This is a genomic window from Flavobacterium frigidum, from assembly GCF_048286735.1.
Taxonomy (GTDB): domain Bacteria; phylum Bacteroidota; class Bacteroidia; order Flavobacteriales; family Flavobacteriaceae; genus Flavobacterium.
Window position 1 is genome coordinate 84102 of record NZ_JBLVPU010000004.1, and the last position, 26995, is coordinate 111096.

Below are 26995 nucleotides of genomic sequence, written 5' to 3' on the forward strand. Positions count from 1 at the left end.
CCTTATCTGTTAGCCGTTGTTTTTATTTTATTTCATCAATTGAAACTTTCAATATATCTCCATTATAATGAACTTTTTCATTTTCATAATCTTCTTTTAAGAAAGCATTTAATTTTTTTTCAGGTTTTAAATATTCTCCAAAAAATTAATGTTTAAGAAATCATCTTGTGTTAATAATGTTTTTGAAATTTCAAAATCTGTATTTGGAAATTTTTTAACGTAATGTAATTCGTCATAAATTTGACCTTGAAGGTATATAGTTTCATTTTCGCTGATTTTTAGGTAAAATCCTGAACCGAAATCATATGTTTCTTGTCTTTTTATTACTTTACTTGTTTTAATTCTAAGAATTTGTGCTTTTCCATTTTCTATTTCATTTTCAATCTTTTTGTTCCAATTTGTTTCACCGTTTCTTTTCATTAAGAAAAATGAAACCAAAATGGAAATAATTAATACAGGAATTAAAATTATTAGTTGCGTTTCTGAAGAAACTTTTGCGATAAACTTATCAAATCCTAATAACGGTAAGATTAATATTAAAATCACAATAAGCCATTTTTTTGCAAAATTTTCAAAATGTTGCCAAATAGAATTTTTTCTTTTTTTCAGTAATTCAATTTCCTCAATATTATAAGGCCTTTCACTTTTTAGTATCATAATATTTGTGATTTTGTTTAAAATAACGGCTAACTCGTATATACATCTAACAAAATCAAACCTATCACCCAAATATTGGGTTGCTTTGTCTGACAAGTGTCAGTTTTATTTGTTTCAAATATATTAATTTTTTCTTACAAATAGTCTATGAACTAATACTAGCCAGTACACCACCAAGCCCCGCATGAAGGATGGCAGTGGAAATCCTTTTATGTAGCGAAGCGAAATATAAAGATTGAAACGAACAGCCTGACGCAGCTGTAACGCCGAGGAAGCTGGGACATGCCCAAAAAAAATCCCTCTTGAAATGTCAAAAGGGATGCTGTATTTTATGTGTAAAAGAACATTATTCGTTTTCTTCTTCGTCTTTTTCTTCTTTCTCTACCGCGTCTTTGTAATCCGGATACAAGAATTTGTTGTAGGGGAAACGTGTGATGTGAATTTGCCTTACGGCTTCGTACACGCGTTCTCTAAACTCTTCGAAATTTTCTTTGTGCGTAGCCGAAATAAACAATGCATTTTCTTCGCCCACTCGGCTCATCCAAGTCGCTTTCCACTCTTCTAGCGTGTAATGTCTTGGCGTTTTTTCGGTCATTAAATCGTCTTCATCAATCGTCAAATGCTGGTACGCATCGATTTTATTAAACACCATGATTACCGGTTTGTCATTGGCCTTGATGTCTAATAAAGTTTGGTTTACCGAGGCGATATGATCTTCAAACTCTGGGTGCGAAATATCTACTACGTGCAAAAGCAAATCGGCTTCACGAACCTCATCGAGCGTACTTTTGAATGAATCAACTAGTTGCGTTGGCAGTTTCCTGATAAATCCTACGGTATCCGAAAGCAAGAAGGGCAAGTTTTTGATGACTACTTTTCGAACTGTTGTGTCTAGTGTTGCAAAAAGTTTGTTCTCTACAAAAACATCACTTTTACCCACGGCATTCATCAATGTCGATTTCCCCACATTAGTATATCCTACCAGAGCCACACGAACCATTGCGCCACGATTGCCACGTTGCGTTCCCATTTGTTTGTCGATTGCTTTGATTTTATCTTTCAATAAAGCGATTCGGTCACGTACAATACGTCGGTCTGTTTCGATCTCAGTTTCCCCAGGTCCGCGCATCCCGATTCCTCCTTTTTGACGTTCTAAGTGCGTCCACAATCCGGACAAGCGAGGCAGCATATAAATGCATTGCGCTAGTTCGACCTGCGTTCTCGCATAGGAAGTTTCGGCACGTTGCGCAAAAATATCAAGGATCAAGTGCGTCCTGTCCAGAATTTTGCATTCGGTTATGATTTTAGATATATTTTTTTGCTGGGATGGCGACAATTCATCATCAAATACCAAGGTTGATATTTCGTTTTCTTTGACAAAAAGGTGAATCTCTTCAATTTTTCCAGTTCCTACAAAAGTTTTAGGATTAGGTCGTTCCATTTTTTGCGAAAAGCGTTTCACTACTTGGCCACCTGCGGTAAAGGTCAAAAACTCTAATTCATCAAGATATTCGTTCAGTTTTTGTTCACTTTGATTTTGGGTTACGATACCTACAATAGCTGTTTTTTCGAAATTTAATACTTGTTTTTCTAACATGTCTTTGAATAAGCTACAAATTTAATGATTTGTCAGATACTTATCTAATTGTACGTTTATAAAAAAATAAGAAGCCGTGAATAATGATAGTATTCTGTTCAGACAAAATATTCGACCAAAAAACCCCGAAGGAAATTAACAAATAAATGCTTGTTTTAAAAACTCTTGCAATGGCAACCCATACTTTTAAGGTTCTTCTAGATTTTTAATTATTTTTACACCTACTTAATCCCAATTTGAATGAATCGCTTTTTGATACTACTTATTGCATTCTTGTTTCCTGTTGTTCTTTTTGCACAAAATAATTTTGAGGAATTGCTGGAAGAATTGGATCAATCGGTGGCTAATTATGCTTTGTATTCCGGTACAAAAGAGGGTGAAATAAACAAGCTCAAAGAACTACTCTCCTACTCTTCTTCTGCGTCACAACGCTATAATATTTACGAAAAATTGTATGCGGGGTATAAATCTTACCAGTCCGATTCAGCGATGGTTTACGCCCGAAAGAGTTTTCAAATTGCTGAAAAACTTAATGATATTCATAAAATCAATCACTCCCGGTTAAATTTGGCTTCCATAATGGGAACATTAGGAATGTACAAGGAAGCGACTGATATTCTTACTAAAATTAACATCGCTACCTCACCAAAACTAATAGGCTATTATTTTACGGTAGAAAGCTACGTTTATGGCTATATGTCTGATTATGCAGCTTCGCCTCAAGAAAAAAAGAAGTATGTTGACTTGACTCAGAAGTACCGAGATTCGTCCTTAAGGTACTACAAACCACAATCAAGTGCGTACATTATGGCAAAGTCCAGTACCCTTCTACAAGCAGGAAAACACAATGAAACAGTAGCTTTATTACTGAACTATTTCCCCACTATTGCGCATAACAGTGAGGACCGAGCGGTAATTGCATACATGATTTCTCAGGGCTATCGCCAAAAAAAAGATGCTGAGCAGGAGAAAAAATGGCTGATTATTTCGGCTATTTCCGATTTACAGTTGGCCAAAAAGGAATATATTTCGCTGCGTTCTTTGGCTTTTCTAATGTATGAAAACGGAGATATTGATCGCGCTTACAAATACATAAAACGCTCGCTTGAAGATGCTCTTTTTTGTAATGCGCGCTTACGAACCTACGAAATATCGAAGATGTTGCCCATTATCAATGAGGCGTATCAAAAACAAAATGAAACCAATCGCTTTCAATTGGTTCTCTTTTTAATAAGTGCCAGTATATTATCTGTGTTCCTGTTGGTGGTGCTTTTTTTACTTTTTAAGCAAATAAAAAAAGTATCCAAAGCAAAGCAAGACTTAAGTTTGGCTAATAGCAAGCTTTCGGAGTTAAATACCGAATTAAACATTTTCAATGAAAAGCTAAATGAAACCAATTATACGCTGACTGAAGCCAATCTTTTGAAAGAAATATACATTGGTCGCTACATGGATCAGTGTTCAGATTATATTGGTAAATTAGATGAATACCGCCGAAAATTAAATGTCATGGCAACAACAGGAAAAATGAATGACCTGATTAGTGCTGTAAAATCAAAACAATTTGTCGAAAATGAACTCGCAGCATTTCTCACAAATTTCGACAAGACGTTCCTCCAACTCTTTCCTAATTTCATAACAGAGTTCAGCGCTTTATTAATTGATGATGAAGCAATACAATTGAAGGAAGTTGAACTGCTGAATACGGAACTACGAATTTTTGCACTCATTCGCTTGGGCATCAAAGACAGTGCAAAAATTTCGACTTTTCTGCGGTATTCGGTATCTACAATTTACAATTACCGTTCGCAACTCAAGAATAAAGCTGCAGGTCCAAGAGAAGATTTTGAAGCTTCAGTAATGCGTATTGGAACCCATTTAAAATAGAAAAAACCTGTTGTACAACGAGCACTTGATGGTTAAAACACCTTACAAGCACTCTTTTTTATTATATATCTACCACTTTTTTTGAACGATAAATATACATAATGTCTTATTATTCAACATATTGCATAACCTAAATCAAAAAACAATCTACTTTTTTAAAATGGCAAAAATAGGTAACGTATAAAGCGTTTACTTTTACTTTATCGAAATCTGGAATACTTTTGAGTTTTTAAATAAATCGATTTCGTAAAAAACATTTTTATTACAATACGATTAAACTACCATAAGACTAATTATTAATTTATACCTAAAAAAAATGAAGCAATTTCTTTTCGCTGCGCTCTTGTGGCTTACGATTTTCAACTCCACCAACGCTCAAAGGTTACAATCACCAAACGGAAATTTTGTAATGGAATTTGCATTACAAAATGATGGCACGCCCACGTACAGCTTGAATTATAAAAGTAAAGCAGTGGTAAAACCTAGTAAATTAGGTCTAGAGTTAAAAAATGACAAAAAATCACTGCTAAATGATTTTACTGTTTTAGATACAAAAACAACAACTTTTGATGAAAACTGGACACCTGTTTGGGGAGAAGTAGCTTCGATTCGCAATCATTATAACGAACTTGCAGTGACTTTAAATCAAAAAGGAACCGATAGACAACTAGTGATTCGGTTTCGTTTATTTGACGATGGATTGGGTTTCCGTTATGAGTTTCCTTCGCAAAAAAACCTAGTATATTTTATAATTAAAGAGGAAAAAACCCAGTTTGCGATGACGGGCGATCACAAAGCATATTGGATTTCGGGAGATTATGATACACAAGAATACGATTATACCACTTCTAAATTATCTGAAATTAGAGGTTTATCTTCTAAAGCAAGAACCGAAAATGCCTCCCAAACTTGGTTTTCAGATACTGGCGTACAAACTTCTTTGATGATGAAATCGAATGATGGCATCTACATCAACCTACACGAAGCGGCTTTAATCAACTATTCGCTTATGAACTTGGATTTAGATGATAAAAACATGATTTTCGAATCGCATTTAACTCCAGATGCAGTAGGCGATAAAGGCTACATGCAAACGCCTTCTCAATCGCCTTGGAGAACGATTATTGTGAGTGATGATGCTAGAGAAATTTTAAGTTCTAAAATGACTTTAAACCTCAACGAGCCTTGTAAAATTGAAGATACCTCCTGGATAAAACCCGTAAAATACGTTGGTGTTTGGTGGGAAATGATCACAGGAAAAAGCTCTTGGTCTTATACCAACGATTTTCCAGCAGTACAACTTGGAATTACTGATTATTCTACAGCAAAACCAAACGGCACACATGCTGCCAATACCGCTCATGTAAAAGAATATATCGATTTTGCAGCACAACATGGCTTTGACGGCGTATTAGTAGAAGGCTGGAATCAAGGTTGGGAAGATTGGTTTGGTCATGCCAAAGATTATGTTTTTGATTTTGTAACACCTTATCCTGATTTTGATGTGAAAGGAATTCATGATTATGCTAAATCTAAAAATGTAAAAATGATCATGCACCATGAAACTTCTGGTTCTACTAGAAACTACGAACGTCACTTAGACAAAGCATTTCAATTCATGAACGACAATGGTTATGAAGCGGTAAAAAGTGGTTACGTGGGACCCATTTTACCTATTGGTGAACACCATTACAGTCAATCCATCATCAATCATTACCAATATGTAGTCGAAAAAGCAGCCGATTATAAAATTATGATTAATGCACATGAAGCCGTTCGTCCTACTGGGATTTGTAGAACGTACCCAAATATGATTGGTAACGAATCTGCAAGAGGAACTGAATTTCAAGCTTTTGGTGGTTCAAAACCAAACCACGTTACTCTTTTGCCATTTACACGATTGATTGGCGGACCTATGGATTACACTCCAGGAATTTTTGAAATGGATATCAAAAAATTCAGTCCTAACAATAGCTCTCATGTCAACAGCACGTTGGCAAATCAATTGGCGCTATACGTAACCATGTATTCTCCGTTGCAAATGGCAGCCGATTTAATCGAGCATTACGATCAATTTCCAGATGCTTTTCAATTCATAAAAGACGTAGCTGTAGATTGGTCTGATAGTAAATATCTAGAAGCAGAACCCGGAGATTATATTACGGTTGCCCGAAAAGCAAAAGGAACGAACAACTGGTTCGTAGGTAACGTGAATGGTGAAACTCCACGTAACGCTACCATCTCATTTGATTTCTTAGACAAAGGAAAAAAATACATGGCTACGATTTATGCTGATGCAAAAGAAGCGCATTACAAAACCAACCCACAAGCCTATTCAATTCGAAAAATAGCGGTGACTAACAAATCGAAAATTAGTCAACTTTCGGCAGCTGGAGGCGGCTATGCCATTAGTATAGTTGAAATAAAAAAGTAATAAATCAAAAAGGCAGTCTAATCTAGACTGCCTTTTTACAATTATAAAAATAAATTTTGCTATTATTTACTCATACACATAACTGAATTCTGTTTTTACGATTCCGTTTTCTTCAACAAGCGAGCAGGAAACAGGATAGTTTGCAGCATTGTACTTGTATTTTCGAGTTTTACCAATAGCGTTTATAGCAGTCGAGGAGAAAACCAGTTCATTGTTTACGCCGATTGATCCTAAATCAAATTCTTCTTCATGAAAAGAAACTAAGGGGACAATCACTTTATAATTGGCTCCAAAAATATTTTGCACCATTAATGCGTTGACCGAATTTTTGTCGTCAAACGTATAATTCTTCATAGATTTGTCTCCAATAAGTCCTTTGTGGCGGACAATATTTTCTTTGAAATACACATATTCTATTTTATTCACAATCTGCTGGTTCCGATCTCGGGTCAAACGTCTGTTGATCAATCCATTTTCAATCACATATTCAATATCTTCCATTTGAGATTGCGGACTGTTGCTTTTTTTGGTAATCACTTTTACTCGAGGTCCTTCATACGTAATCGTGACCGTTTTTGTCACTTGCTCGCCATTCTCCTCGTATTCTTTGATCAACTTGGTCAATTGTTCGTCTTTATTGTACCCATAATTAATCACTTCTTTCCAGTTGCTGCCAACTCTTTCTTTGACGGTCATGTCTAAAAGTTCTTTGGTATTGTAAAAAAAACTCTGAATAACGTCTGAGGTTTTAATGGATTGTAGTTTTCCGTCCTTAAAGAAGATGGTTTTGTTAACAATTTCTCCGCTTTTGAGATTGCGAAAATTAGTTTTTACAATATTAATTTGCTTGAGCTTAACGATGTTTTCTGAAGCTTGGCTCTGCATTAAACAAGGACAAGCTAACATAAATAAAATAATAAGGTAGGTTTTCATTTGGGTTTGGTATGAATTTGGGATTGGCAAAGTACGAAACTAAATTTTTAATTCAAATTATACGCTGTAACTTTCGAACGATGCCTTACTGCAGCAAAATAGGCTACTAAAAAAAGCAGGAGTTGTCTTTACGATTGACAACTCCTGCTTTATATATTTCCGTTTAGACTTAGTAGTGCCTTTAGAATGAAGTTAATTTACTTTGATCAATTTTACTTCAAAAATAAGTACAGAACCACCAGGAATACCACTGTAATCACTACTCCCATAACCCAAATGAGCAGGAACTAAAAGAATACCGCTTCCGCCTTCTTTAAAATAAGGAATTCCTTCGGTCCAACCGCGAATCACTTGCTGCAAACCAAATGAAATTCCGTCGGCATTGCTTTGATCAAAAACGCTTCCGTTTGTGAAATATCCTTTGTATGCTACAGTTACATTTGATGTTGCAGTAGGTTGTTTTCCCGTACCCGCTTCATTGATGATATAGTACAAACCCGAATCACTACGTTGAGCATTCAATTTATTTTTGGCTACATAAGCAGCAATTTCTTCTTCATTTTGGGCAACATAATCTACTTCTTTCTCTTTTGAACAAGAGATAAAAAGAGTAAAAATAATGGAAAGTAAGGCGTATTTCATGATTTCAATTTTAAAATAATGGCAAATATAGTGATTTCGATTATTGCCATAATAAAAATTATTTGACTCCAAAAACTTGCACATCATCTACTAGAAATGATCCATCAAGTGCTAGGTTTCGACCTGAACCAACATATTTAAAAGCAACGTTAATTTTTCCAGTATACGCTGATAAATCAACCGCTCCGCTGCCTACAAACTGATACCATGGTGTCGCTTGATTGGGTAATTTCACACCCAACCGCGTCCAAGTTGCCCCAGTAACATTGACACCATCAAAATTGGTAGAAACATAAACCTCTAGGGCATTCAATGGTGAATCGACATCTAAATGATGCTGAGCCGTTCTAAAAGTCAACATTTCCTTGGTGTGTACATCCATATCAATTTTTGGAGAAATCAACCAAGCCGCATTAGAAAGTACTCGGGTTCCCGAAAAATAAAATTCAGCATATCCATTCCCAGCCGAAAATCCGCCACGCCAAGCAATGGAACCGTTTTGAATAATATTTGCCCAACCTGGCAAACTTACATTCGATCGGTCTACAATAGTTTTAAAATCTTGTGCAAAAAAAGGAACTGCCCTTTCTCCAGTAAGCATCACATCTTTTTCTGAACGTGGTAAGAGTTGGTAATCCGTTCCAAATTTGGTTAAAATACCCCGTACTTTTCCGCTACCCTTAGGAACAATCTTTGTGGCAAAATCTGCAAAACTACTCGTTCTCAAGTAAACCTGATTCCCTGATTTATCAACTAAATTCCAGTTTGTAGCACCGCCTACATTATTGGCTTCCTCAAAATAATGGCGCCCTATTGCTTCTTCTACAAACTGCACCTCTGATAATTCTACTAAGGTATTTAAATTCGAATCATTCAATAATTCTGACAGGGTCAAAGACCGAACCAACTCTTCTTCTTTTACTTGGGTACACGAGGCGTTCAATATTTTTTTGTAATCGTTTTGCGAGAGTCGACCCACCGCGCCTTGATTTCCTGCGGTTACAAATAGACCGCCAATACGCATACCCCCAAAATAAAGATCCGTAAACTGATCTTTCAATTTGACATAGACTTTATTGCCCACTCTAAATTCGATATAAAGATTGCTTGCATCTACGGGAACACTAAATCCCGTAGCGGGTGTTGTGGCTGTCGCCAAAGTTTGAAAGGAAATCGATTTGAAAAAATTTCCGGCTTCATCGCTAGAAACTACATAGGCCTCAATGACATCATCATACTTATATTGGGACACAAGGGCATTTGTAACTGCATACACATCGCTAACCTTTTTATTTGGTGTTAAATCGGGTTGCGTACAAATGAGTTTTGGCGCAGCAACCTCATCCGTCACGCAACTTTCGAAACAAAATACAAGCAACAAAAACAATAAGGCTTTGTGAAAAACTGATTTCATAGATTTTATTTTTAAAGATTGATGTTGAGATTCACGAAATACGTTCGGCCATATCCGTAAAAATATTTTGGTCCAAAAGAAGGAGTTCCGCTGGAAACGTCTTGATCAATTTGCCTAAAATTAGCATTTCGCGCTTGTTCAAATCCGCCCGTTTTATAGGTACGGTTCAGCACATTATTGATACTGGCAAAAATCCCAACGTTCTTTCCGTAGATTTTCCATGATTTTCCACCTACGAGATTGACTAGCGTTATTGGATCAAATTTTTCTTGTTTTAGCAATTGCGCAGCCCGTTCTTCAGTCGCTTCTGGAAAATTGAAACCGCTGGCTGGATTTTTATAAAAAATTTCCGTTCTGGAAATTGGAGCAATATCAATGTAACTATTCGTGAGGTAATTCACATTGGCACTAATCCACCAATACTTGGGGTCTCGATACTCTAATCCTAATGAATATGCGCGTTGTGGCATTCCCGCTTGCTTGTAATTTTTGAGTGAAGCTTTACCAAAATCAAAAACCGGATTGGTATTGTCAACTGAAGCTTGAGCATCATTAGTCAAAGTAACATTTGGATTACTGTCATACGTATATTCTCCAAAAGCTGCCGAAAAAGTAGTTTTAAAAGTTTGACTTAATTGATATTCTAAACTTAATTCTCCTCCGATATTCTTTTTGTTCAATTGTGTCAACGTTTGACTTACAAAAGCATCGGTGCTTAAATAACCTGCGCCATCATCAAAAATCCCTTCGGCATAAAAAAAGGAAATTTGGGTTGCATTTTTTAACAATGCATAATAGGCTGTAATTCGGGCTTTCAGTTTTGGGGATCGAAAAATGTAGCTGGCATCTACACTGTTTAGGCTTTCGTTTTCTAGGTCGTTGACAATAGAATTGTTTAATCGTGAATTAGCAAAAGTGTTCCGAAGGGATGGCGCTTTAGTCAAATGTGCCGCATTGAAAGTCACTAACTGTTTACCCGAAATCTTTAACTGCAATCCGGCTTTGAAGCCAAAGTTTTCAAAGATTACTTGCTCACTTTTCCCAAAAGAATTGGTGGGATAAAGTCCGTTTTTGTACAAGCCTTCTCTTTGATACATACTGCTCGAAAAATTTTGAGCCAAATAAAAATCTACTTTATTGTACGTGAATTTGAACTGCGTAAATGCCTCTAAAGTAGTGGCAAACAAATTATAATTGTATCCATACGTATCACCCACCACTACTTGCCGATCTGGATTATTCAAATCTGACTTCGATTGATTTCCTCTGTAAAACGCATCAATATCATCAAAATAAGAACCGCCAAGTAAATCTACAAGCTTTTGAAAATTATGTGATTGTAACTTTTTAAAAGATGCTCCTGCATTGAGAACGATATGTTCCGAGAGTACAGCATTCAAATTAGTTGTCGCAACTGCTGTTTGATCTTCAATTTGGTCTTCGTACAACACATACTTACTTCTTGCAGGATCATAACCCGTAATTGTTCCATTCGAATCAAAAATTGGATTCTGGTTGGCTTGGTAAATCGCGCTCCAATCTATTTGCGGATTGGCTAAAAAGGCTTCTTTACTTTTGGCTGCATTTTCAAAATCTGGAGTAAATGCTCCCGAAAATTCTCCATTATCTGGCGCATAAAGTGAGCTGTAAAAACTAGGCATTTTTCTGTAATATGTTGGATCTGGACTATTTGCATTTTGATAATCAATATTGCTATTCGCAACTTTACCAAATTGATACATCACGCTTGAATTCAAATTGACTTTATCATTGATTTTAAAATAATGATTGAGCATGATGGTAGGTTCTTCAATGGTTTTTACACGAGAATTTCTCTTTTTACCGTCTTGAAAACCCCAATAAGAGTTGTATCTAATAGTAGTCAATTGTGTCACTTCCGCGGTATTTGGAGAATTTTTAGCTCTAGAATTGGGGGTATAAAGTGCAGTTAGATTTAATGAGTGCCGCTCACTCAATCTTTTTTCGACGCTCATAAAAAAAGAATTAGCATCATAATTTGTACCTTCAAAATAGCCTTCTTGTGCCCAGCGTTTTCCTGCCGAAACTACATATGCCCAACCTCTTGAATTCATTCCTGATGCATGTGTGGCCATAGTGCGCCAACTGTAATTAGTATTGGTTCCTGAAAAAGAAATTCGGGTGCCAGGTCTGTAAATAGAAGCTCGTGTGTTGATTTCCTGCGTTCCTAAAATACCTCCAAATGTATAATCCGAAGGCGCAGTTCCTAGTGTGAATTCCTGATTGCGCAGCGCATCATTCAATCCGCCCCACTCGCCCCATTGCGGACGCCCATCATAGATTTTATTCATCACCACTCCATTAATCATCATGGTAGCATGCTCGCTATCTAAACCCCGAACTCTAAAACGAACCTGTCCCCAATTGAAAGCTGCAGCTTGCAAAAAAGCATCACGAGAAGATTGCAACAGTCCCGAAGTGTTTTCAGAACTGTTATTTTCATCACTAAAATCGCTTTCCATAAGCGTTATAATGCTACTTTGTTGTTCTATAGATTGGTCTTCCTCTAGCGTTATCGTGCCTAAATCCAGCATGTTGTCAGCGGTGATTGCTACGGGATACAAGCCGTCTTGGAATCCTTGGCTGTGTATGAGTACTAAAATATTTCCTGCTGGAACGTTTTCAAAACTAAAAGTACCATCTTCGTTTGTAAGTTGCATGAGTGCCGAATTCTGGACACTAACCACCACAAAACTTAATGGGTTTTGAGTTTTAGAATCGACAACCTTACCAAAAAAACCAGTCTTATTTTGCGCGACAACAGAACCTACTTGAACTAAAAAGAAAAAAACCACCCATAATTTATTCATAGATTCACATTATAATGATACTGGGATTGCTCTAATATTACAATCAATACCCATTTGATTTTTAGAATTTCTAACCAGTCATTCAACCGTTTAAATTAATTTAACGGTTGAACAAAAAGCATAGAACTAGTCCTCCCACTTGGGACAACAACTTAAAAATAACTAAATGTAAATTTTGGAAAAGTGGTATAAGTCTTAAATACAATCGTGCTGAAAAATGTGGTATTTCTATTTCAGCGTCTAATTATTATTTTACTAGAAAGAATTATAAGAATAAATGTATTAAAAATAAGTACATAAAATATTTTTCGACTACTTTTTTTCATGTAATCGATTTTATTACAAATTCTTAACCCATAAAGTATCTGAAAAATACGTGCGATTTGAATAAACAAGCTTTTCCTAAAATTTAAAAGGAGTGATATAAAGTAGAACTACTGAAAGTATAATTTAAAAAAAGCAATGCTAACAAATAGCATCCTTTATATGAGGTATATCGAAACAAAACTATTTTGTAAACCACCTAATCGTCAAATAATTTTACATGAATTCTTATCAACTCCACACAAAATAAAAGGAATGTTTAAAGCAAAAGTACTTTTTGTTGCGCATTACTTTCTATAGCTGCTTCAATGATTTTCATAACGTGTATACCATCAGTTGCGGTAACTGGCTCTTTAATGTCATTTGTAATCGAATTAAAAACACCATCAAAATAATCATAATAATTTCCTTCAAGAGTTGGGATGTGTTTTTTTACAATTTCACCATTTATTTCCGTGTGCAACAGTCCTTGTTTGGTAATGGATTCGGTTCCCCAAGTATCTAAATTTGGTCTTTTTCCTAATTTCAATTCGTCCTCCTGAACATCGCCACGAGCTTTTAAAAACGAACCTTTTTTTCCGTGAATGACATAGGCTGGATTGGCTTCGCGCACAAAGAAACCTGCTTTTATTCGCACTCGAAAACTTGCATAATACAATAGAATATCAATACAATCATCGACTAAAGATTGTGCTCTTGTGATTCGGATATCAGCAAAAACCGATTGTGGTAGCCCAAATAAACACAAGGCCTGATCGATTAAATGAGGTCCTAAATCCTTTAGAATTCCGGCACCTGAATTGCGCGTTTCCTTATGTTGCTTTGGACTCAAAAGCGGATTGTAGCGATCAAAATGGAATTCGGCTTCCACAATATCGCCCAAAACATCTTCTGAAATAATTTTTTGTATGGTTTTGAAATCACTGTCCCAACGACGGTTTTGAAAAACAGACAGTTTCACATTTTGTTGTTTGGCAATAGCTGCCAATTCCTGAGCTTGTTCCACCGTTGTCGTAAATGCTTTTTCTACAACGGCATGTTTTCCAGACAATAAAACTTTTTTAGCGTATTCGTAATGCGTCTCGACTGGTGTATTTACAATGACTAAATCTACTTCATCAGTTAATAATTCATCAATAGAAGCATAACTTTTCATCTCCGGGAAATCAATTTGGATTAGCTTTTTACTGCGTTCCCACGAACCCAGCAGTTCAAAACCCGGGTGAAAATTTAAAAAAGGCGTGTGAAACACTTTGCCAGACATCCCGTAAGAGAGCAAGGCCGTTTTTATTTTTTGCATGCAAGGCGTTTTATAGTATATTTTATTTTATGAAACATATAAGTCACATAAGTTTTTAAAAAGAAAAAGCCTAATACAAGCGTAAAGCTAAACCTTAACTTTTCTTAATTCCTTAATGGTTTAAAAGCCGAAACAATTATTTTTCTAACATATAAGTCACATAAGTTTTTAAAAAGAAAAAGCTTAATACGACCACAAAGCTAAAGCTTAACTTTTCTTAATTCCTTACTGATTTAAAAGCCGAAACAATTATTTTTCTAACATATAAGTCACATAAGTTTTTAAAAGAAAAAGCTTGATATGGCCAAAAAACTAAACCTTAACTTTTCTTAATTCCTTACTGGTTTAAAAGCCGAAACAATTATTTTTCTAATATATAAGTCACATAAGTTTTTAAAAAGAAAAAGCATAATACGACCACAAAGCTAAAGCTTAACTTTTCTTAATTCCTTAATGGTTTAAAAGCCGAAACAATTATTTTTTTAACTTGTATGCCATATAAGTTTTTAAAAGAAAAGCTTAATACGACCACAAAGCTAAACCTTAACTTTTCTTAATCTCTTAATGGTTTAAAAGCCGAAACAATTATTTTTTTAACTTACGTAGCATATAATTTTTTAAAACCGAGACTAGAAGTTGATTTTTAAGCTAGAAGAACTGTAATACCGCTGAAAGATTGAAATGTTTTTATACACTAAATCTCTACTCCTATAAAGTGAAACTTACATGACTTATAGGTTTAAAAATATTATTTTTTAGCTCTTTCGTATTGTTTTGGCCAAGTGATTTCTGCTTCTAAATCATGTGCAAATGTCAATCCGAGGTTCGGATTACGCAATGATTCTCTAGCAAACAATACCAAATCTGCTTTTCCCGAGGCAATAATTTGCTCTGCCTGAGCAGCTTCAGTGATTAAACCTACAGCACCCGTTGGGATTCCCGCTTCGTTTTTTATGCTTTCGGCAAAAGCAACTTGGTAATTTGGACCTAACGGAATTTGTTGGTAAGAAACTGCTCCGCCTGATGAAACATCGATTAAGTCTACTCCCTTTTCTTTTAAAATTTTAGAAAGTTGAATGGATTCCTCCAAATTCCAACCACCTTCTGCCCAATCTGAAGCTGAAATTCGAACCAATAAAGGCAAATTTTCGGGCCATTCTGATTGCACTGCTTCAAGAACTTCTAGCGTCAAACGGATTCGGTTTTCGAAACTTCCACCGTATTCATCGGTTCTAAAATTAGACAAAGGAGATAAAAACTGGTGCATCAAATACCCGTGCGCCGCATGAATTTCCATAACCTGAAAGCCTGCTTCGACCGCTCTTTTAGTAGCCAACTTAAAATCGGTAATTACTTTTTGAATGCCTGTTTTATCTAGTACAAGAGGCGCTTCTTCGTTTTCGTGATACGCCACAGCACTTGGTGCAACCGTGTTCCAACCGCCTTGCTCTATGGCTACTTTCCTGCCTCCGTTCCATGGTGATGCTGCGCTTGCTTTGCGACCTGCATGCGCCAACTGAATACCTGGAACCGAATTTTGACTGACAATAAAACGATTAATCTGTTGCAATTTTTCAATCTGTTCGTCTTTCCAAAGACCTAAATCTTCAGGAGAAATCCGACCTTCAGGAGAAACTGAAGTGGCTTCCTGAATAATTAATCCTGCACCACCAATAGCACGACTACCTAAATGCACTAAATGCCAATCATTGGCAAAACCATCTATAGCTGAATATTGACACATTGGAGAAATACCAATTCTATTTTTTAGCGTGATGCTTTTTAAAGAAAGAGGAGAAAATAATTTTGAAGACATACAATTGATTTTAAAGTGAAGGTAACGAGAAATAGTTGTTTCCAAATGTAAAGTTAAGGGAGAGGGGTCAAATGAAAAAAATGAATTTATAATAATTAACAAACATTTAAAATGGTCTGGAACAATTATTGCAAAATATACAAATAGAAAACCTTACTTTTGTGAGTTTTAGAAATTAAATTAATAAGAGGATTAGATTGCTTCACTCCTCGCAATGACAAATAAATGGACATAGTTATCAAGCTTTCTCAATTTTTATTGAGCTTATCATTACTGATTATACTTCACGAATTAGGACATTTTATTCCTGCTAAACTGTTTAAAACCAGAGTCGAAAAATTTTACTTATTTTTTGATGTTAAATATTCCCTTATCAAAAAGAAAATTGGCGAAACCGAATACGGAATTGGTTGGTTGCCTCTTGGTGGATACGTGAAGATATCAGGTATGATTGACGAGAGCATGGACAAAGAACAAATGGCTTTGCCACCGCAACCATGGGAATTTCGTTCTAAACCAGCTTGGCAACGATTGATTATTATGTTGGGAGGCGTAACGGTAAATTTTATTTTAGCGTTTATTATCTATATCGGAATGGCATTTGCTTATGGCGAAACATATGTGACTAATAATGACTTAAAAGATGGAATTTGGGTAACAAATCCAGCTATTGAAAAAGCAGGAATTCAAACAGGCGATAAAATTCTCTCTATAAATGGAAAGAAAATGGAACGTTATGACGATATCTCTAAAAATTTATTCTTAGCCAAAGAAGTTACAGTTGAAAGAAATAATGAAACAAAAACAATTGAGTTTCCTGTAAATATTATCAATCAAATAAGTAATTCCGGCGTTAAACGTACATTGGTAGAAATGAGGATTCCATTTATCGTTAGTGTGATTGAAAAGAGTTCTCCTAACTTTAAAAATATAAAATCTGCAGATATTATAACCCACTTTAATGGCAGCCCTATAAAATATGCTGATCAAGCAATATCACAATTTAAAAACTTTATTGGAAAAACGGTTCCCGTAACTTTAAAACGAGATGGTACTATCATTCAGACAACAGTAATATTTAATAACAAATCAAAATTAGGAATAGCATACGCTTCAAGATTACCTTATTCTAATATTGAAAAATTGAATCTTTATAAAGTTAATCGTGAGAAATATAGTTTTGCAGAATCAATTCCAATTGGGATTAATATTGGTTTTAATGGGTTAGTTGATTATGGGAATCAGCTTATGACGATATTTAATCCTAAAACTGAAGCCTATAAAGAAGTTGGAGGGTTTGCAGCTATTTTTAACATCTTTCCCAATACTTGGAGCTGGGAAGCTTTCTGGACCATTACGGCTTTGTTATCGATAATGCTTGGTGTAATGAACTTATTGCCTATTCCTGCGCTTGATGGTGGTCACGTGATGTTTTTATTATACGAAATTGTTTCAGGCAAAAAACCTAGTGATAAATTTTTAGAGAACGCACAAATGGTTGGTTTTGTTTTACTTATCACACTATTACTATTTGCGAACGGAAACGACATTTACAAGGCAATTCTAGGGAAGTAAAAAAAAATAAAAAAAGTTTGCTTTTTGTTTGCATAAACCAAATGATAGCCTATCTTTGCACCGCTTTACAAGTGGAACAAACAGCACTAATAAGCAATTAAAAACGTTCATTCAATACTAGAATAAAGACATATAGTTTCCTTCTTAGCTCAGTTGGTTAGAGCATCTGACTGTTAATCAGAGGGTCCTTGGTTCGAGCCCAAGAGAGGGAGCTAAAGTGGAAAAGCCATTCTTCGGAGTGGCTTTTTTCATTTCTATACTTTGCGAACTACTTAAATTCTAGTAGTAAGCTCTACAATTACATTCTCCGAATTGGTTCGAAAACACTCTTTTTCTAGTATTATGTTTTCTGGGTATATAACCCTTAAAAAAGAACCTTTTTCCTTATTTTGCAACTGGTTGAACACATTTCCCAACTGCGACAATAAATTAACTGAATCACTAACATACTTCTTTAAATCTTTATCTCTATCGCTTAGTATTTCAATACGGTTTTGTATTTCGGTAATCTTCTCATTGTATCGATTTTTAATCTTATTATAATCTTCTGAGGTTAACCCATTATCCATATACTTATCCTCTACTCGTTCAAGCATTATTTTGATTGATTCCTGTTCTTTTTTAAGCTCTTTTACACGTGTTTCTGCGTCAATATTGTTCGATTGTATATGGTCGCTTAAAACGCCTTTAAACAATTCTTTTACATTGTTGTTTAATGTAATATTATTTAATAATGTTTGTACCCTTTCATGCACCACTTCCTTTTTCAATCTAATTCTACAAGTAGATTTACAATGGTAATATTCGTAGTGACCACCATTCCCTTTAGATTTACTGGCGGTTATTTGTTTCCCGCAGTTAGGGCAAACGAAATTCCCTCTTAAGGGGAATAAATCGTTTATACTAGTAGGGAATTTGGCATCATGGTTCTTTCTGCCATTTATGACATTTTGAACCTCTTTAAATAACTCAATATCGACTATGGGTTCATGTAGTGCTTTTATGATTTCCTCTTTCTCCTTCTTATACTCTGGAATTATTATCAAACCACAATAGGTTACATTTCTAAGCATATTATAAAATTGTTGCTTTTCAAGTTTTAACCCATACTCCACCTTAAATTTTTTCCTTATTACCTCAACTGACTCTAGACCTTTCGCTACTTCTTTAAATGCTTTCAGCACTATCGCAGAATCTGAATTTTGCTCTATAGAGGTTTTCTCCAAAATCTTAGCGTTAGAGTAACCAAACGGTCCTTTACCCATGTAGCAACCCTCTTTTTTTGCTCGACGCATTCCGTCTTTTGTCCTTTCAGCAATTTTATCGTTTTCTATTTCGGGCATGAGAAGATACATTGATAATATTAACTTGTTTTCTGGGACTGTCATATCCAATGGCTGTTCAATTGCATTTACTATTATTCCCATTTTTATTAACTCTTTTATTACAGCCGTTGCCGCGTCTGCATTCCTAGAGAACCTATCCCATTTTGTAAACAAAATCATGTCAATAGAATTTCTATTTTTTTTAACATAATCCATTAACATTTTCCATTCTGGGCGGTTAAAAGTTTTTGCCGAATAATCCTCAACATAGTGTTTAAGAATATTATATCCTTTAATATCGCAATATCTTTTCAGCATTTCTTCTTGGTGATTTAGACTAAACCCATTTTCTTTTTGCTCTTCCGTACTTACTCTTCCGTAAGTGATTACATTAATTTTTGTCATTTTGTTTTGTTTTTTAATTTTTAATTATTTTTTTGGCTGTACATAATCTCTGCGATTTTGTATAATGCCTCTCTTATTATTTTTATTTCTTCATCGTTATAAGAAACCCCTTTTTTGTTTAAAATATTTTTACATTCCGTTATGCTTAACATTATATTAATCTATTAACCCCTTCTTCCTTCTTTTTTTACTGGAAGATTATTTTTATGGCCATATTGACCACGACAAATTATTCAACAAGAATAATTTGTACCATTAAGTATTAACTATAGTTTCGACCCTTTTAAATGAATGGAAATAGCAATACAGTTTTGAGCTTTAATAAAGCTCTTTAATAAAATTTGTGATGTAATTTGTCAATACCACTTTTTTACAAAAAAGTGAAAAACTTATCCGAATAACAGTTTAACTGCCCTCAAGGTGTTTGAGTAAGTTGTATTTAAGAGCTGATTTGTGAATCAGTTTTTACCTTTAGGTCAACCTTATACAAAACAACTTATAAATTTGTAAAGTTTCAACTTTATTTTATACTACACTTTTTTTAAGAGTGTTTTAGTATACAACTGATGTACGGTTGGTGCCATAAACTGGTTACCATATCGAGTCTTGAAATTTAAGTAATTGAGGTGTTCTGCAATTTGTCGATAACTCATTCCCTTTTCTTTGCAATTAAGAATAACATACTGTGCTTGTCTGTTCTTGTCATTATTAGCCGCATTTTCCTTAATCTTTTTAAGTCCTTTGGCTCTAGCATCATCATTAAGATTCTTAGGGGTGCCAAGTACTACACCTTTTTTCTTTAGTTCGGCCAGAGCCTGTTTAGTTCGGGTGCTGATTAACTTTGCCTCTTGTTCAGCCATGGCACTAAAAATATGAACTGTAAAGTTATTGGCTGAAGGCATATCCACAGCTAAAAATTCAATGCCAGCATCCATTAGAGAGCTAACAAAATTTACGTTTCTCGCCAATCTGTCCAGCTTTGCGATTACCAAAATAGCACCTTCATTTTTTGCCATTTTAATCGCTTTATGGATTTCGATACGCCCTCTTTTGTTTGTCCCAGTCTCAACTTCAGTAAACTGCTCAATGATTATTCCTTCTTGTAAATCAACATATTTTAATACTGAACTTCGTTGAGCGGACAATCCTAAACCGCTAATTCCTTGTTCTTTTTTGCTCACCCTGTAATATGCTACAAACTTTTTCATATCTCTGATTTTAGGTGTAATAAATCTTAATCGTCCGTTAGTGATTTATTACACCACAAAGATTCCAGGCTTTTTTGGAATATCCTAGAAAAACCTTGGCTTTCCTGGTGTACAAGTATTTATAATTTTTTAAGCATAAAAAAACGAGGGTTTTTAGACCTCGTATTCTTTAAAAAAAACTATTTTGATTCTTTAGGATATTTTATTTTCCAATGACCCCTTTATATGTAATGACAACCCTTTTTCTCTTAAAACATTAAAATTACTTAGTAATAATTGGAATTGTCGCTTAGTTACTTTTATCTTCACCCTAAACAAGTATTAGCCTTTAAATTATTTCCTAAAATATCCCAATCCTCTGTCATGGTCCCTTCTTTAGTCATGTAAAATACACCCGCTTTGTATGGGTCGTAAATATCTATGTCTACACGGTCATAACTAAAATAGTTTTGTACTTCGGAAATAATTTCTTGATGGAGTTTTTTATTTGCTATATCTAGAACCAAATGATTGTGGTAACCTATTCTATTGGTAAATGGCTCACTGGTGAAAAATAATCGTAAAGCGGTAGCGTTGCCATATTTTTTCTCTAGGTGTTCGTATAAGCCGTGCATTTGCTTAAAACAACTCTTTTTGTTTCTCTCCGCTTTATAAGCTACCGTGATAAAAAATGACCAATCCAATTGCCATATTCTGAACTGCAAACTCCCTTTATCGATTAGACAACAGTCAATCAAATTTTTCATGGATTGATTCTCTTGTCTCAATATCTTATTTTCGTCAAACATGATTTCAGAATCAAAATATCTAGCATGGTTAACTGGAAAAAATCTCTTCCCACTTTTCAACTTTGTTTCATCAAAGAGCTCTATATTTTTTTTGTAAAACCTGTAAATTGTACTTTTACTACTTTTTGTACTAGTTATAAATTCCTTTAAATTTTCATATTTCATTTTTTATTAATTGTTAGTATATCGTTATTTATTGATACAAGAACCCCATACAAGGAGATTATTAGTCAAGCATCTATCATATAAATACTAAGGAATTCTCAAAAGTGTAGCTTATTGGCACATTTTCTATGATTTTTTTTAAATGGTTGTTTTTATTTGTGTTCCAAAGTGACACAGCTAAAAATATTTAAAAGAAATACTCTGAAAATTCGCTTAAAGTATCATACCCTTTACTATGGTTGAGGTGATATTTATATCTGGGTAGGTAACTAAACTAAAAAAACATTAACAAATCAAAGGGAAAAAAGGTAATAGGGTACTGATTAGCCAGTTATCGTATTGTTAATACATAACTACGAGGTGAGCTTATGAAGTAATAAAGAACAAAAAGGATGTCCACAGGGCTAGTAATAGTACCTAAAACACAAAAACTTCTTTTTTATGCCACATGAGATTTTCTGGCGAAGGGTAATTTTTACTGTCATCTGGTAAAAAAATTCTAATCCCAGCAAATTGCGAAATCGAAAATGGCGAATCATTTTCCTTTATTGTTGGCGAAATCCTAACAATATAGTCCTCATTGATTGTGATTAATCCTCTATCATAAGCTCTATGTAAATTTGGAGATAATGAGATACCGTTTGGTAAAGTATCATCATTCGAGATACAAAATGGAATCACATGACAAGCATCAATCATTTGGGCATTTTTAGATGATTCGATTCGCATTCCAGATATACAACATTGATACTTATAAATTTTAGGAACCTCTCTTTTAAAAATGCTTCCCCTAATAAATCTATCTTCTTCAATCTCATCTTCGGATAATTTCTTTAGATTTTCATTCATTAAGCTCTGATATTCTTCCTTTGTATCGTTAACAATTTGCTCTTCTATTATTCTCTCAATGTCATACTTACCCAAAATCTCTACTACTTGATAATTCTCTTTTGATGAAGGAAAATAATTATTTAATAAAAAATTCTCAATCATGGTACTTGATACTGGATTTAACAATAGATTAAATAAATCTTTGTCTATTTCAGCGAAAGCGATATTATTCTTAAGGCTCTTAAAACTGCTTATACTTTTTATTTCACCATGACCATTACTAATCCCATTTATAAAAACTAACCGCCAGAATGGTTCACTATTCAAATGAAAAAAAGGTAATGAGAAATTTGATAAATGGTTTGTTTCGACTAATCGGTTCCAGTTACTCTTAAAAGCGATAACCAACTCGCCTGTAATATATATTCTATTCGTCTGTATATCTACCTTTTTAATTAATTGCAATATCGACAATAATAGAATTGGTTTATGTGGAGCTTTCCCCATTATTTTATGCGATGCTCGATTAAGACTCTTTAACTGCTTTATGTATTTTTCCAATAATTCTTCATTAACCATACTTGAATAAGTTTTAGTAAAACTATGAATATTTCATTACTAAAACACAAAGTCATAATTATTTTGAATCTCTTTGCTTAAAACATATAATCTCATTAAATCATGCTTGAATTGGTTCGATAACACAATATCTAGGGGAGCTTTTTATAACCTGATACGCAAGTATCGGGTTTTTTTGTGGCCTATTTTGACGTGAAGTTTACCCCGAATTTATTTCGGGAAGCCAAAGAGAGTAAGATTTTCAAAAGACTTTACAACGATATACGATCTTTTTAAACACTTTCAATCCATACCTATATCCTAATCAAAAAGACACAAATTTATTTAATTTGAAAAAAAATTGTCACTTTACGGTTTCCCGTAAAATAGTTTTCACAACCCTCCTTATGTTTGTCACCTATTTAAGTAATTGGACTTGCTTGAACTATTTTGAACAACAACTTTTGAGGTGTTTACAACAAAATTGGATTCGAAATAAAGTATTACTTTATGATTTTCCATTGTTATAAATGGGGTTTTGGTTAACTATTTCGTAAAGTAAAAAAGAGACTATCGGGAACGGTAGTCTTTCTTGTTTGTACTGTATTCCTAACTCTAAATATAACAAGGAGCTATTTGTGTATTTCGTTACGCCCTTATTCCTATCCTTGTTTCTTCTTCTGGCGTAAAGGAGCTCCACTGCTAACTGGGCTAAACTCTAGTACTAAAAACACTTTTACGTGCAGCAATACTAGCCTTTTACTTTTTCAAAATCTTTCTTTAGCCAAAACTATTTGCTTTATTGTGATGATTTAACCAATCGATACAACACCAACCTTGTGAAAAAAAGGTTCAATATCCTCATTGTTTTGGGATTCTAAAAACTACAAATTAATTCTTATATTTGATAGCCAGTTAAGTACCGTTTTTCTAATATACGGTGTTTAAAACTGGAAATGACGAACCCCTTTATAAGCTAAAATTTAATAACCAATAACCAATCTAATAAAAACTATGAACCAAACTTATTTTAAAAAAATTCACTTGAGTATCGTTCTTGCATTTTTCATAACGCTTTCTACCGGATTAAGTTATGGGCAAAAAAAGAATGTAAAGAGTAAAACCACTTCAAATTTTGTCTCAGATAGTCTCTTCAACGCTCTTAAATGGAGAAATATCGGACCCTTTCGATCCGGAAGATCACTTGCGGTAGCAGGACATGCCAACCATCCTTTGACGTATTATTTTGGTGCAACAGGAGGTGGCGTTTGGAAAACAATTGATGGAGGAAATGAATGGTTTCCTATTTCTGATAGTATTTTTAAATCATCGGCTGTAGGTGCAATTACAGTAGCTCCCTCTGATGCGAACGTGGTATACGTAGGAATGGGTGAAGCGGATATGCGATCCAATATCTCTTTTGGTGATGGTATGTATAAATCTGTAAACGGCGGAAAAACGTGGTCTAAATCTGGCCTCGATAAAGCGGATGCAATCGCTAATATTGAAGTACACCCTTCTGATGCTAACATCGTTTTTGTTGCTGCTATGGGAAATCCTTTTAAATCTAATCCGGAACGCGGTGTTTACCGCTCCAAAGACGGTGGCAATACATGGCAATTAGTTCTTTCTAAAGATGAAAAAACGGGCGCCATGTGTGTTCGTATCGATCCTACCAATCCTAGAATTGTTTATGCAACGTTGTGGGAAGGGTATCGTAACGGTCATTCTATGTCATCAGGAGGAAAAGGATCTGGAATGTATAAATCGATCGATGGCGGAGATACTTGGAAATCGCTTAACGAGAAACCAGGAATGCCAGTTGGAATCCTCGGGAAAATGGGAATCGCTGTGTCTCCAGTAAATTCGAATCGCTTGTATGCTTTGATCGAAAATACAAAAGGCGGACTGTATCGATCTGATGATGCAGGCGAGCATTGGGAATTGATTAATGAAGATAAAAATCTTTGGCAAAGACCATGGTATTACATGAATTTACAAACCGATCCTAAAAACGAAAATGGATTAATCGTATTAAATGTAGATGCTTGGAAAACCAATGATGGCGGTAAAAGCTTTAAAAAAATAAATGTTGGACACGGAGATACACATGATGTATGGATCAATCCTTTAAACCCAGAAAATTTTATCATAGGCGATGATGGCGGTGGCGAAGTGACCTTTAATGGTGGGGAAACCTTCACAGAACTAGACACGCCTACGAGTCAGTTTTATCATGTATCAGTAGACAATGAATTCCCGTATAATATTTATGGTGCTCAGCAGGATAATTCTTCCATTCGTATCGCTTCTCGATCTAGTGGCAATAGCATAGGTCCTGAGTCTTGGTATGCCGTTGCAGGTGGCGAAGCTGGGTATATCGAAGCCGACCCAACGAATGCTGACATTACATACGGTGGCGAATACGATGGTCAATTGAGCTCTTTCAACAAAAAAACAGGCCAAGGAAAAGATATCTCTCCGTATCCAGAATCCAATATTGGGGCTCCTTCCAGTGCCAAAAAATACCGTTTTCAATGGACGTACCCAATTGTTTTTTCGCCTCACAACCCAAAAAAAATGTATGTTACTTCTCAAGTAGTACACGTGACAGAAGATCAAGGTCATTCATTTGAAATTATAAGTCCTGATTTATCCCGAAATGATCCTAAAACTACAGGAGAAACGGGCGGACCAATTACTAAGGATCAAACAGGAGCAGAAGTATACGCTACGATATTCACCCTCTCAGAATCACCGCTAGAAAAAGGGGTAATCTGGACAGGATCGGATGACGGTTTAGTACATATCACTAAAAACGACGGGGCAAAATGGGAGAATATCTCGTTACCAACAACACTACTGCCTGACTTTTCTTTGATTAGTATGATTCACACTTCAGAACACGAAAAAGGAAAAGCATATTTAACAGCCAACAAATACATGTACGGCGATCGTACACCGTATATGTTCAAAACGGTTGATTATGGAAAAAGTTGGACTAAAATAACCAATGGAATTCCATCTGATGAGTATTGCAGAGTATTGCGTGAAGATCCTAACAAACCTGGATTATTGTTTGCTGGAACTGAGCGAGGCGTTTATGTTTCCTTTAACGATGGAGATTCTTGGCAAAAACTAAACTTAAATCTGCCGCTAACTCCTATTAGAGATTTAAGAATTCAAAAAAGAGAAAAGGATTTAATTGTTGCTACGCATGGACGTGCTTTTTGGGTATTAGATGATATTACCCCGCTTTATGAGATAAAAGACAAAATAGCAAAAGCGGATAAACACCTTTTCAAACCTCGTCCTGCTTATAGAATGCAAGGCGGACAAAGCGATGATAAGAGTTCAGGAACTAATGCGCCAAATGGAGTAATTGTTCGTTACTTTTTCAAGAAGAAACCTTCATCTGAGATAAAATTACAGTTTTTAACACCAAAAGGAGATACGATTATTACCTATTCCTCGTCAAAAAATCTAAAGGGCGAACCCATGAAAATTTCGAAAGAATTTTATCAAGATCCTAAAAAAGAGCAAGCCGGTTTCATCACCGCAAAAGCAGGTATGAATTCATTTGTATGGAATATGCGCTATCCAAATGCAACTGCAGTTGACGGAACTAATGTAATGTGGGCGGGGTCTGGTGTTGGTGCAAAAGTAGTACCGGGATCTTATATTGTTCGGTTAATTGAAGACAAAACTATTATTGCAGAAGCAGCTGTTGAGATCAAACTTGATCCGCGAGTGACTGTGAGTGATGCTGATTTAAAAGAACAATTTGACTTGCATCAAAAAGTAAATAAAAAGGTCAATGAGGCTCATATTGCGATTAACCAATTGAGAAAAATCCGCACACAAATTAATGGATATATAGCTACTGTAAAAGATACTGTAGCGGTCAATCAAATGAAAAAAATGACGAAATCGACTCTAGAAAACTTGGATAAAATTGAGTCATCATTAATGCAGCCAAAAGCTAAAGCACCACAAGATGTGTTAGCGTACCCAATTCAATTGAACGATAAAATGGCTGGATTAGGATCCAATATTTCATCATCGGAATCAAAACCAACCCGAAATGCTTATGTTGTTTATGACGATTTAGCTATGAAAATAGATGCCGAAATCAAGAAAATAAAAGATATCGTGGATAACGATGTTAAGGAATTTAATGCTTTTGTAATGAAACAACAAATTCCTGCCATTATTTTAGACAAGGAAATAAAATAATTTCATCGTATTAATCTTGTCAGATGGAGCGCAGTCGAGATTTAGTTGTTA

General features: G+C 35.0%; 16 protein-coding genes and 1 tRNA gene. 5 read left to right on the forward strand and 12 right to left on the reverse strand.

The features are described from left to right. Nucleotides 1–126: 126 nt before the first annotated feature. Together ACNQGO_RS03840 and hflX are read right to left on the reverse strand one after the other, a co-directional pair. Nucleotides 127–753, reverse strand: coding sequence for a hypothetical protein (locus ACNQGO_RS03840; protein ID WP_417948095.1), 627 nt, complete (start codon nt 751–753; stop codon nt 127–129). Nucleotides 754–1003: 250 nt separating this feature from the next. After that, on the reverse strand, nt 1004–2254 hold the full coding sequence (gene hflX, locus ACNQGO_RS03845; RefSeq protein ID WP_417975980.1) for a GTPase HflX: 1251 nt from the start codon (nt 2252–2254) through the stop codon (nt 1004–1006). Nucleotides 2255–2494: 240 nt separating this feature from the next. On the opposite strand from hflX, the gene ACNQGO_RS03850 reads away from it, so the two are divergent. Further along, complete coding sequence (locus ACNQGO_RS03850) at nt 2495–4141, forward strand: DUF6377 domain-containing protein (protein ID WP_417984260.1); 1647 nt, start codon at nt 2495–2497, stop codon at nt 4139–4141. Nucleotides 4142–4457: 316 nt separating this feature from the next. After that, on the forward strand, nt 4458–6575 hold the full coding sequence (locus tag ACNQGO_RS03855; RefSeq protein WP_417984262.1) for a glycoside hydrolase family 97 protein: 2118 nt from the start codon (nt 4458–4460) through the stop codon (nt 6573–6575). A 66-nt stretch (nt 6576–6641) separates the two neighbouring features. Here the strand turns inward: ACNQGO_RS03855 and ACNQGO_RS03860 are convergent, their stop codons facing one another. The 6 genes from ACNQGO_RS03860 to ACNQGO_RS03885 form a co-directional block, all read right to left on the reverse strand. Beyond that, nucleotides 6642–7508: a hypothetical protein gene (locus tag ACNQGO_RS03860; protein WP_417984264.1), complete on the reverse strand. Its 867-nt coding sequence runs from the start codon at nt 7506–7508 to the stop codon at nt 6642–6644. 192 nt (nt 7509–7700) lie between these two features. Further along, nucleotides 7701–8150 (reverse strand): FKBP-type peptidyl-prolyl cis-trans isomerase, encoded by a 450-nt coding sequence (locus tag ACNQGO_RS03865; RefSeq protein WP_417984266.1) that lies wholly within the window; start codon nt 8148–8150, stop codon nt 7701–7703. Between the two features lie 58 nt (nt 8151–8208). Continuing rightward, nucleotides 8209–9564 (reverse strand): DUF5689 domain-containing protein, encoded by a 1356-nt coding sequence (locus tag ACNQGO_RS03870; RefSeq protein ID WP_417984268.1) that lies wholly within the window; start codon nt 9562–9564, stop codon nt 8209–8211. Nucleotides 9565–9575: 11 nt separating this feature from the next. Next, on the reverse strand, nt 9576–12413 hold the full coding sequence (locus tag ACNQGO_RS03875; protein ID WP_417984270.1) for a carboxypeptidase-like regulatory domain-containing protein: 2838 nt from the start codon (nt 12411–12413) through the stop codon (nt 9576–9578). Between the two features lie 583 nt (nt 12414–12996). Next, on the reverse strand, nt 12997–14037 hold the full coding sequence (locus ACNQGO_RS03880; protein WP_417984272.1) for a Gfo/Idh/MocA family oxidoreductase: 1041 nt from the start codon (nt 14035–14037) through the stop codon (nt 12997–12999). 748 nt (nt 14038–14785) lie between these two features. Next, on the reverse strand, nt 14786–15853 hold the full coding sequence (locus ACNQGO_RS03885; protein ID WP_417984274.1) for an NADH:flavin oxidoreductase/NADH oxidase: 1068 nt from the start codon (nt 15851–15853) through the stop codon (nt 14786–14788). A 225-nt stretch (nt 15854–16078) separates the two neighbouring features. On the opposite strand from ACNQGO_RS03885, the gene rseP reads away from it, so the two are divergent. Beyond that, on the forward strand, nt 16079–17428 hold the full coding sequence (gene rseP / locus ACNQGO_RS03890; protein WP_417984276.1) for an RIP metalloprotease RseP: 1350 nt from the start codon (nt 16079–16081) through the stop codon (nt 17426–17428). A gap of 138 nt (nt 17429–17566) precedes the next feature. Further along, nucleotides 17567–17640, forward strand: a tRNA-Asn gene (locus ACNQGO_RS03895). A 60-nt stretch (nt 17641–17700) separates the two neighbouring features. Here ACNQGO_RS03895 and ACNQGO_RS03900 read toward each other — a convergent pair. The 4 genes from ACNQGO_RS03900 to ACNQGO_RS03915 all read right to left on the reverse strand — a co-directional run bounded on the left by ACNQGO_RS03900 (nt 17701) and on the right by ACNQGO_RS03915 (nt 22729). Then, a complete protein-coding gene (locus ACNQGO_RS03900; protein WP_417947267.1) occupies nt 17701–19158 on the reverse strand; it encodes a recombinase family protein in 1458 nt (485 codons plus the stop codon). A 530-nt stretch (nt 19159–19688) separates the two neighbouring features. After that, nucleotides 19689–20366, reverse strand: coding sequence for a recombinase family protein (locus tag ACNQGO_RS03905; protein ID WP_417947269.1), 678 nt, complete (start codon nt 20364–20366; stop codon nt 19689–19691). A gap of 305 nt (nt 20367–20671) precedes the next feature. After that, nucleotides 20672–21319, reverse strand: coding sequence for a hypothetical protein (locus tag ACNQGO_RS03910; protein ID WP_417947271.1), 648 nt, complete (start codon nt 21317–21319; stop codon nt 20672–20674). 417 nt (nt 21320–21736) lie between these two features. Beyond that, on the reverse strand, nt 21737–22729 hold the full coding sequence (locus ACNQGO_RS03915) for an HNH endonuclease (protein WP_417947273.1): 993 nt from the start codon (nt 22727–22729) through the stop codon (nt 21737–21739). Between the two features lie 993 nt (nt 22730–23722). Between ACNQGO_RS03915 and ACNQGO_RS03920 the strand changes: the two genes are divergently transcribed. Next, entirely contained in the window at nt 23723–26944 is a 3222-nt protein-coding gene (locus ACNQGO_RS03920; protein WP_417984278.1) for a WD40/YVTN/BNR-like repeat-containing protein, read from the forward strand. Nucleotides 26945–26995: the final 51 nt, after the last annotated feature.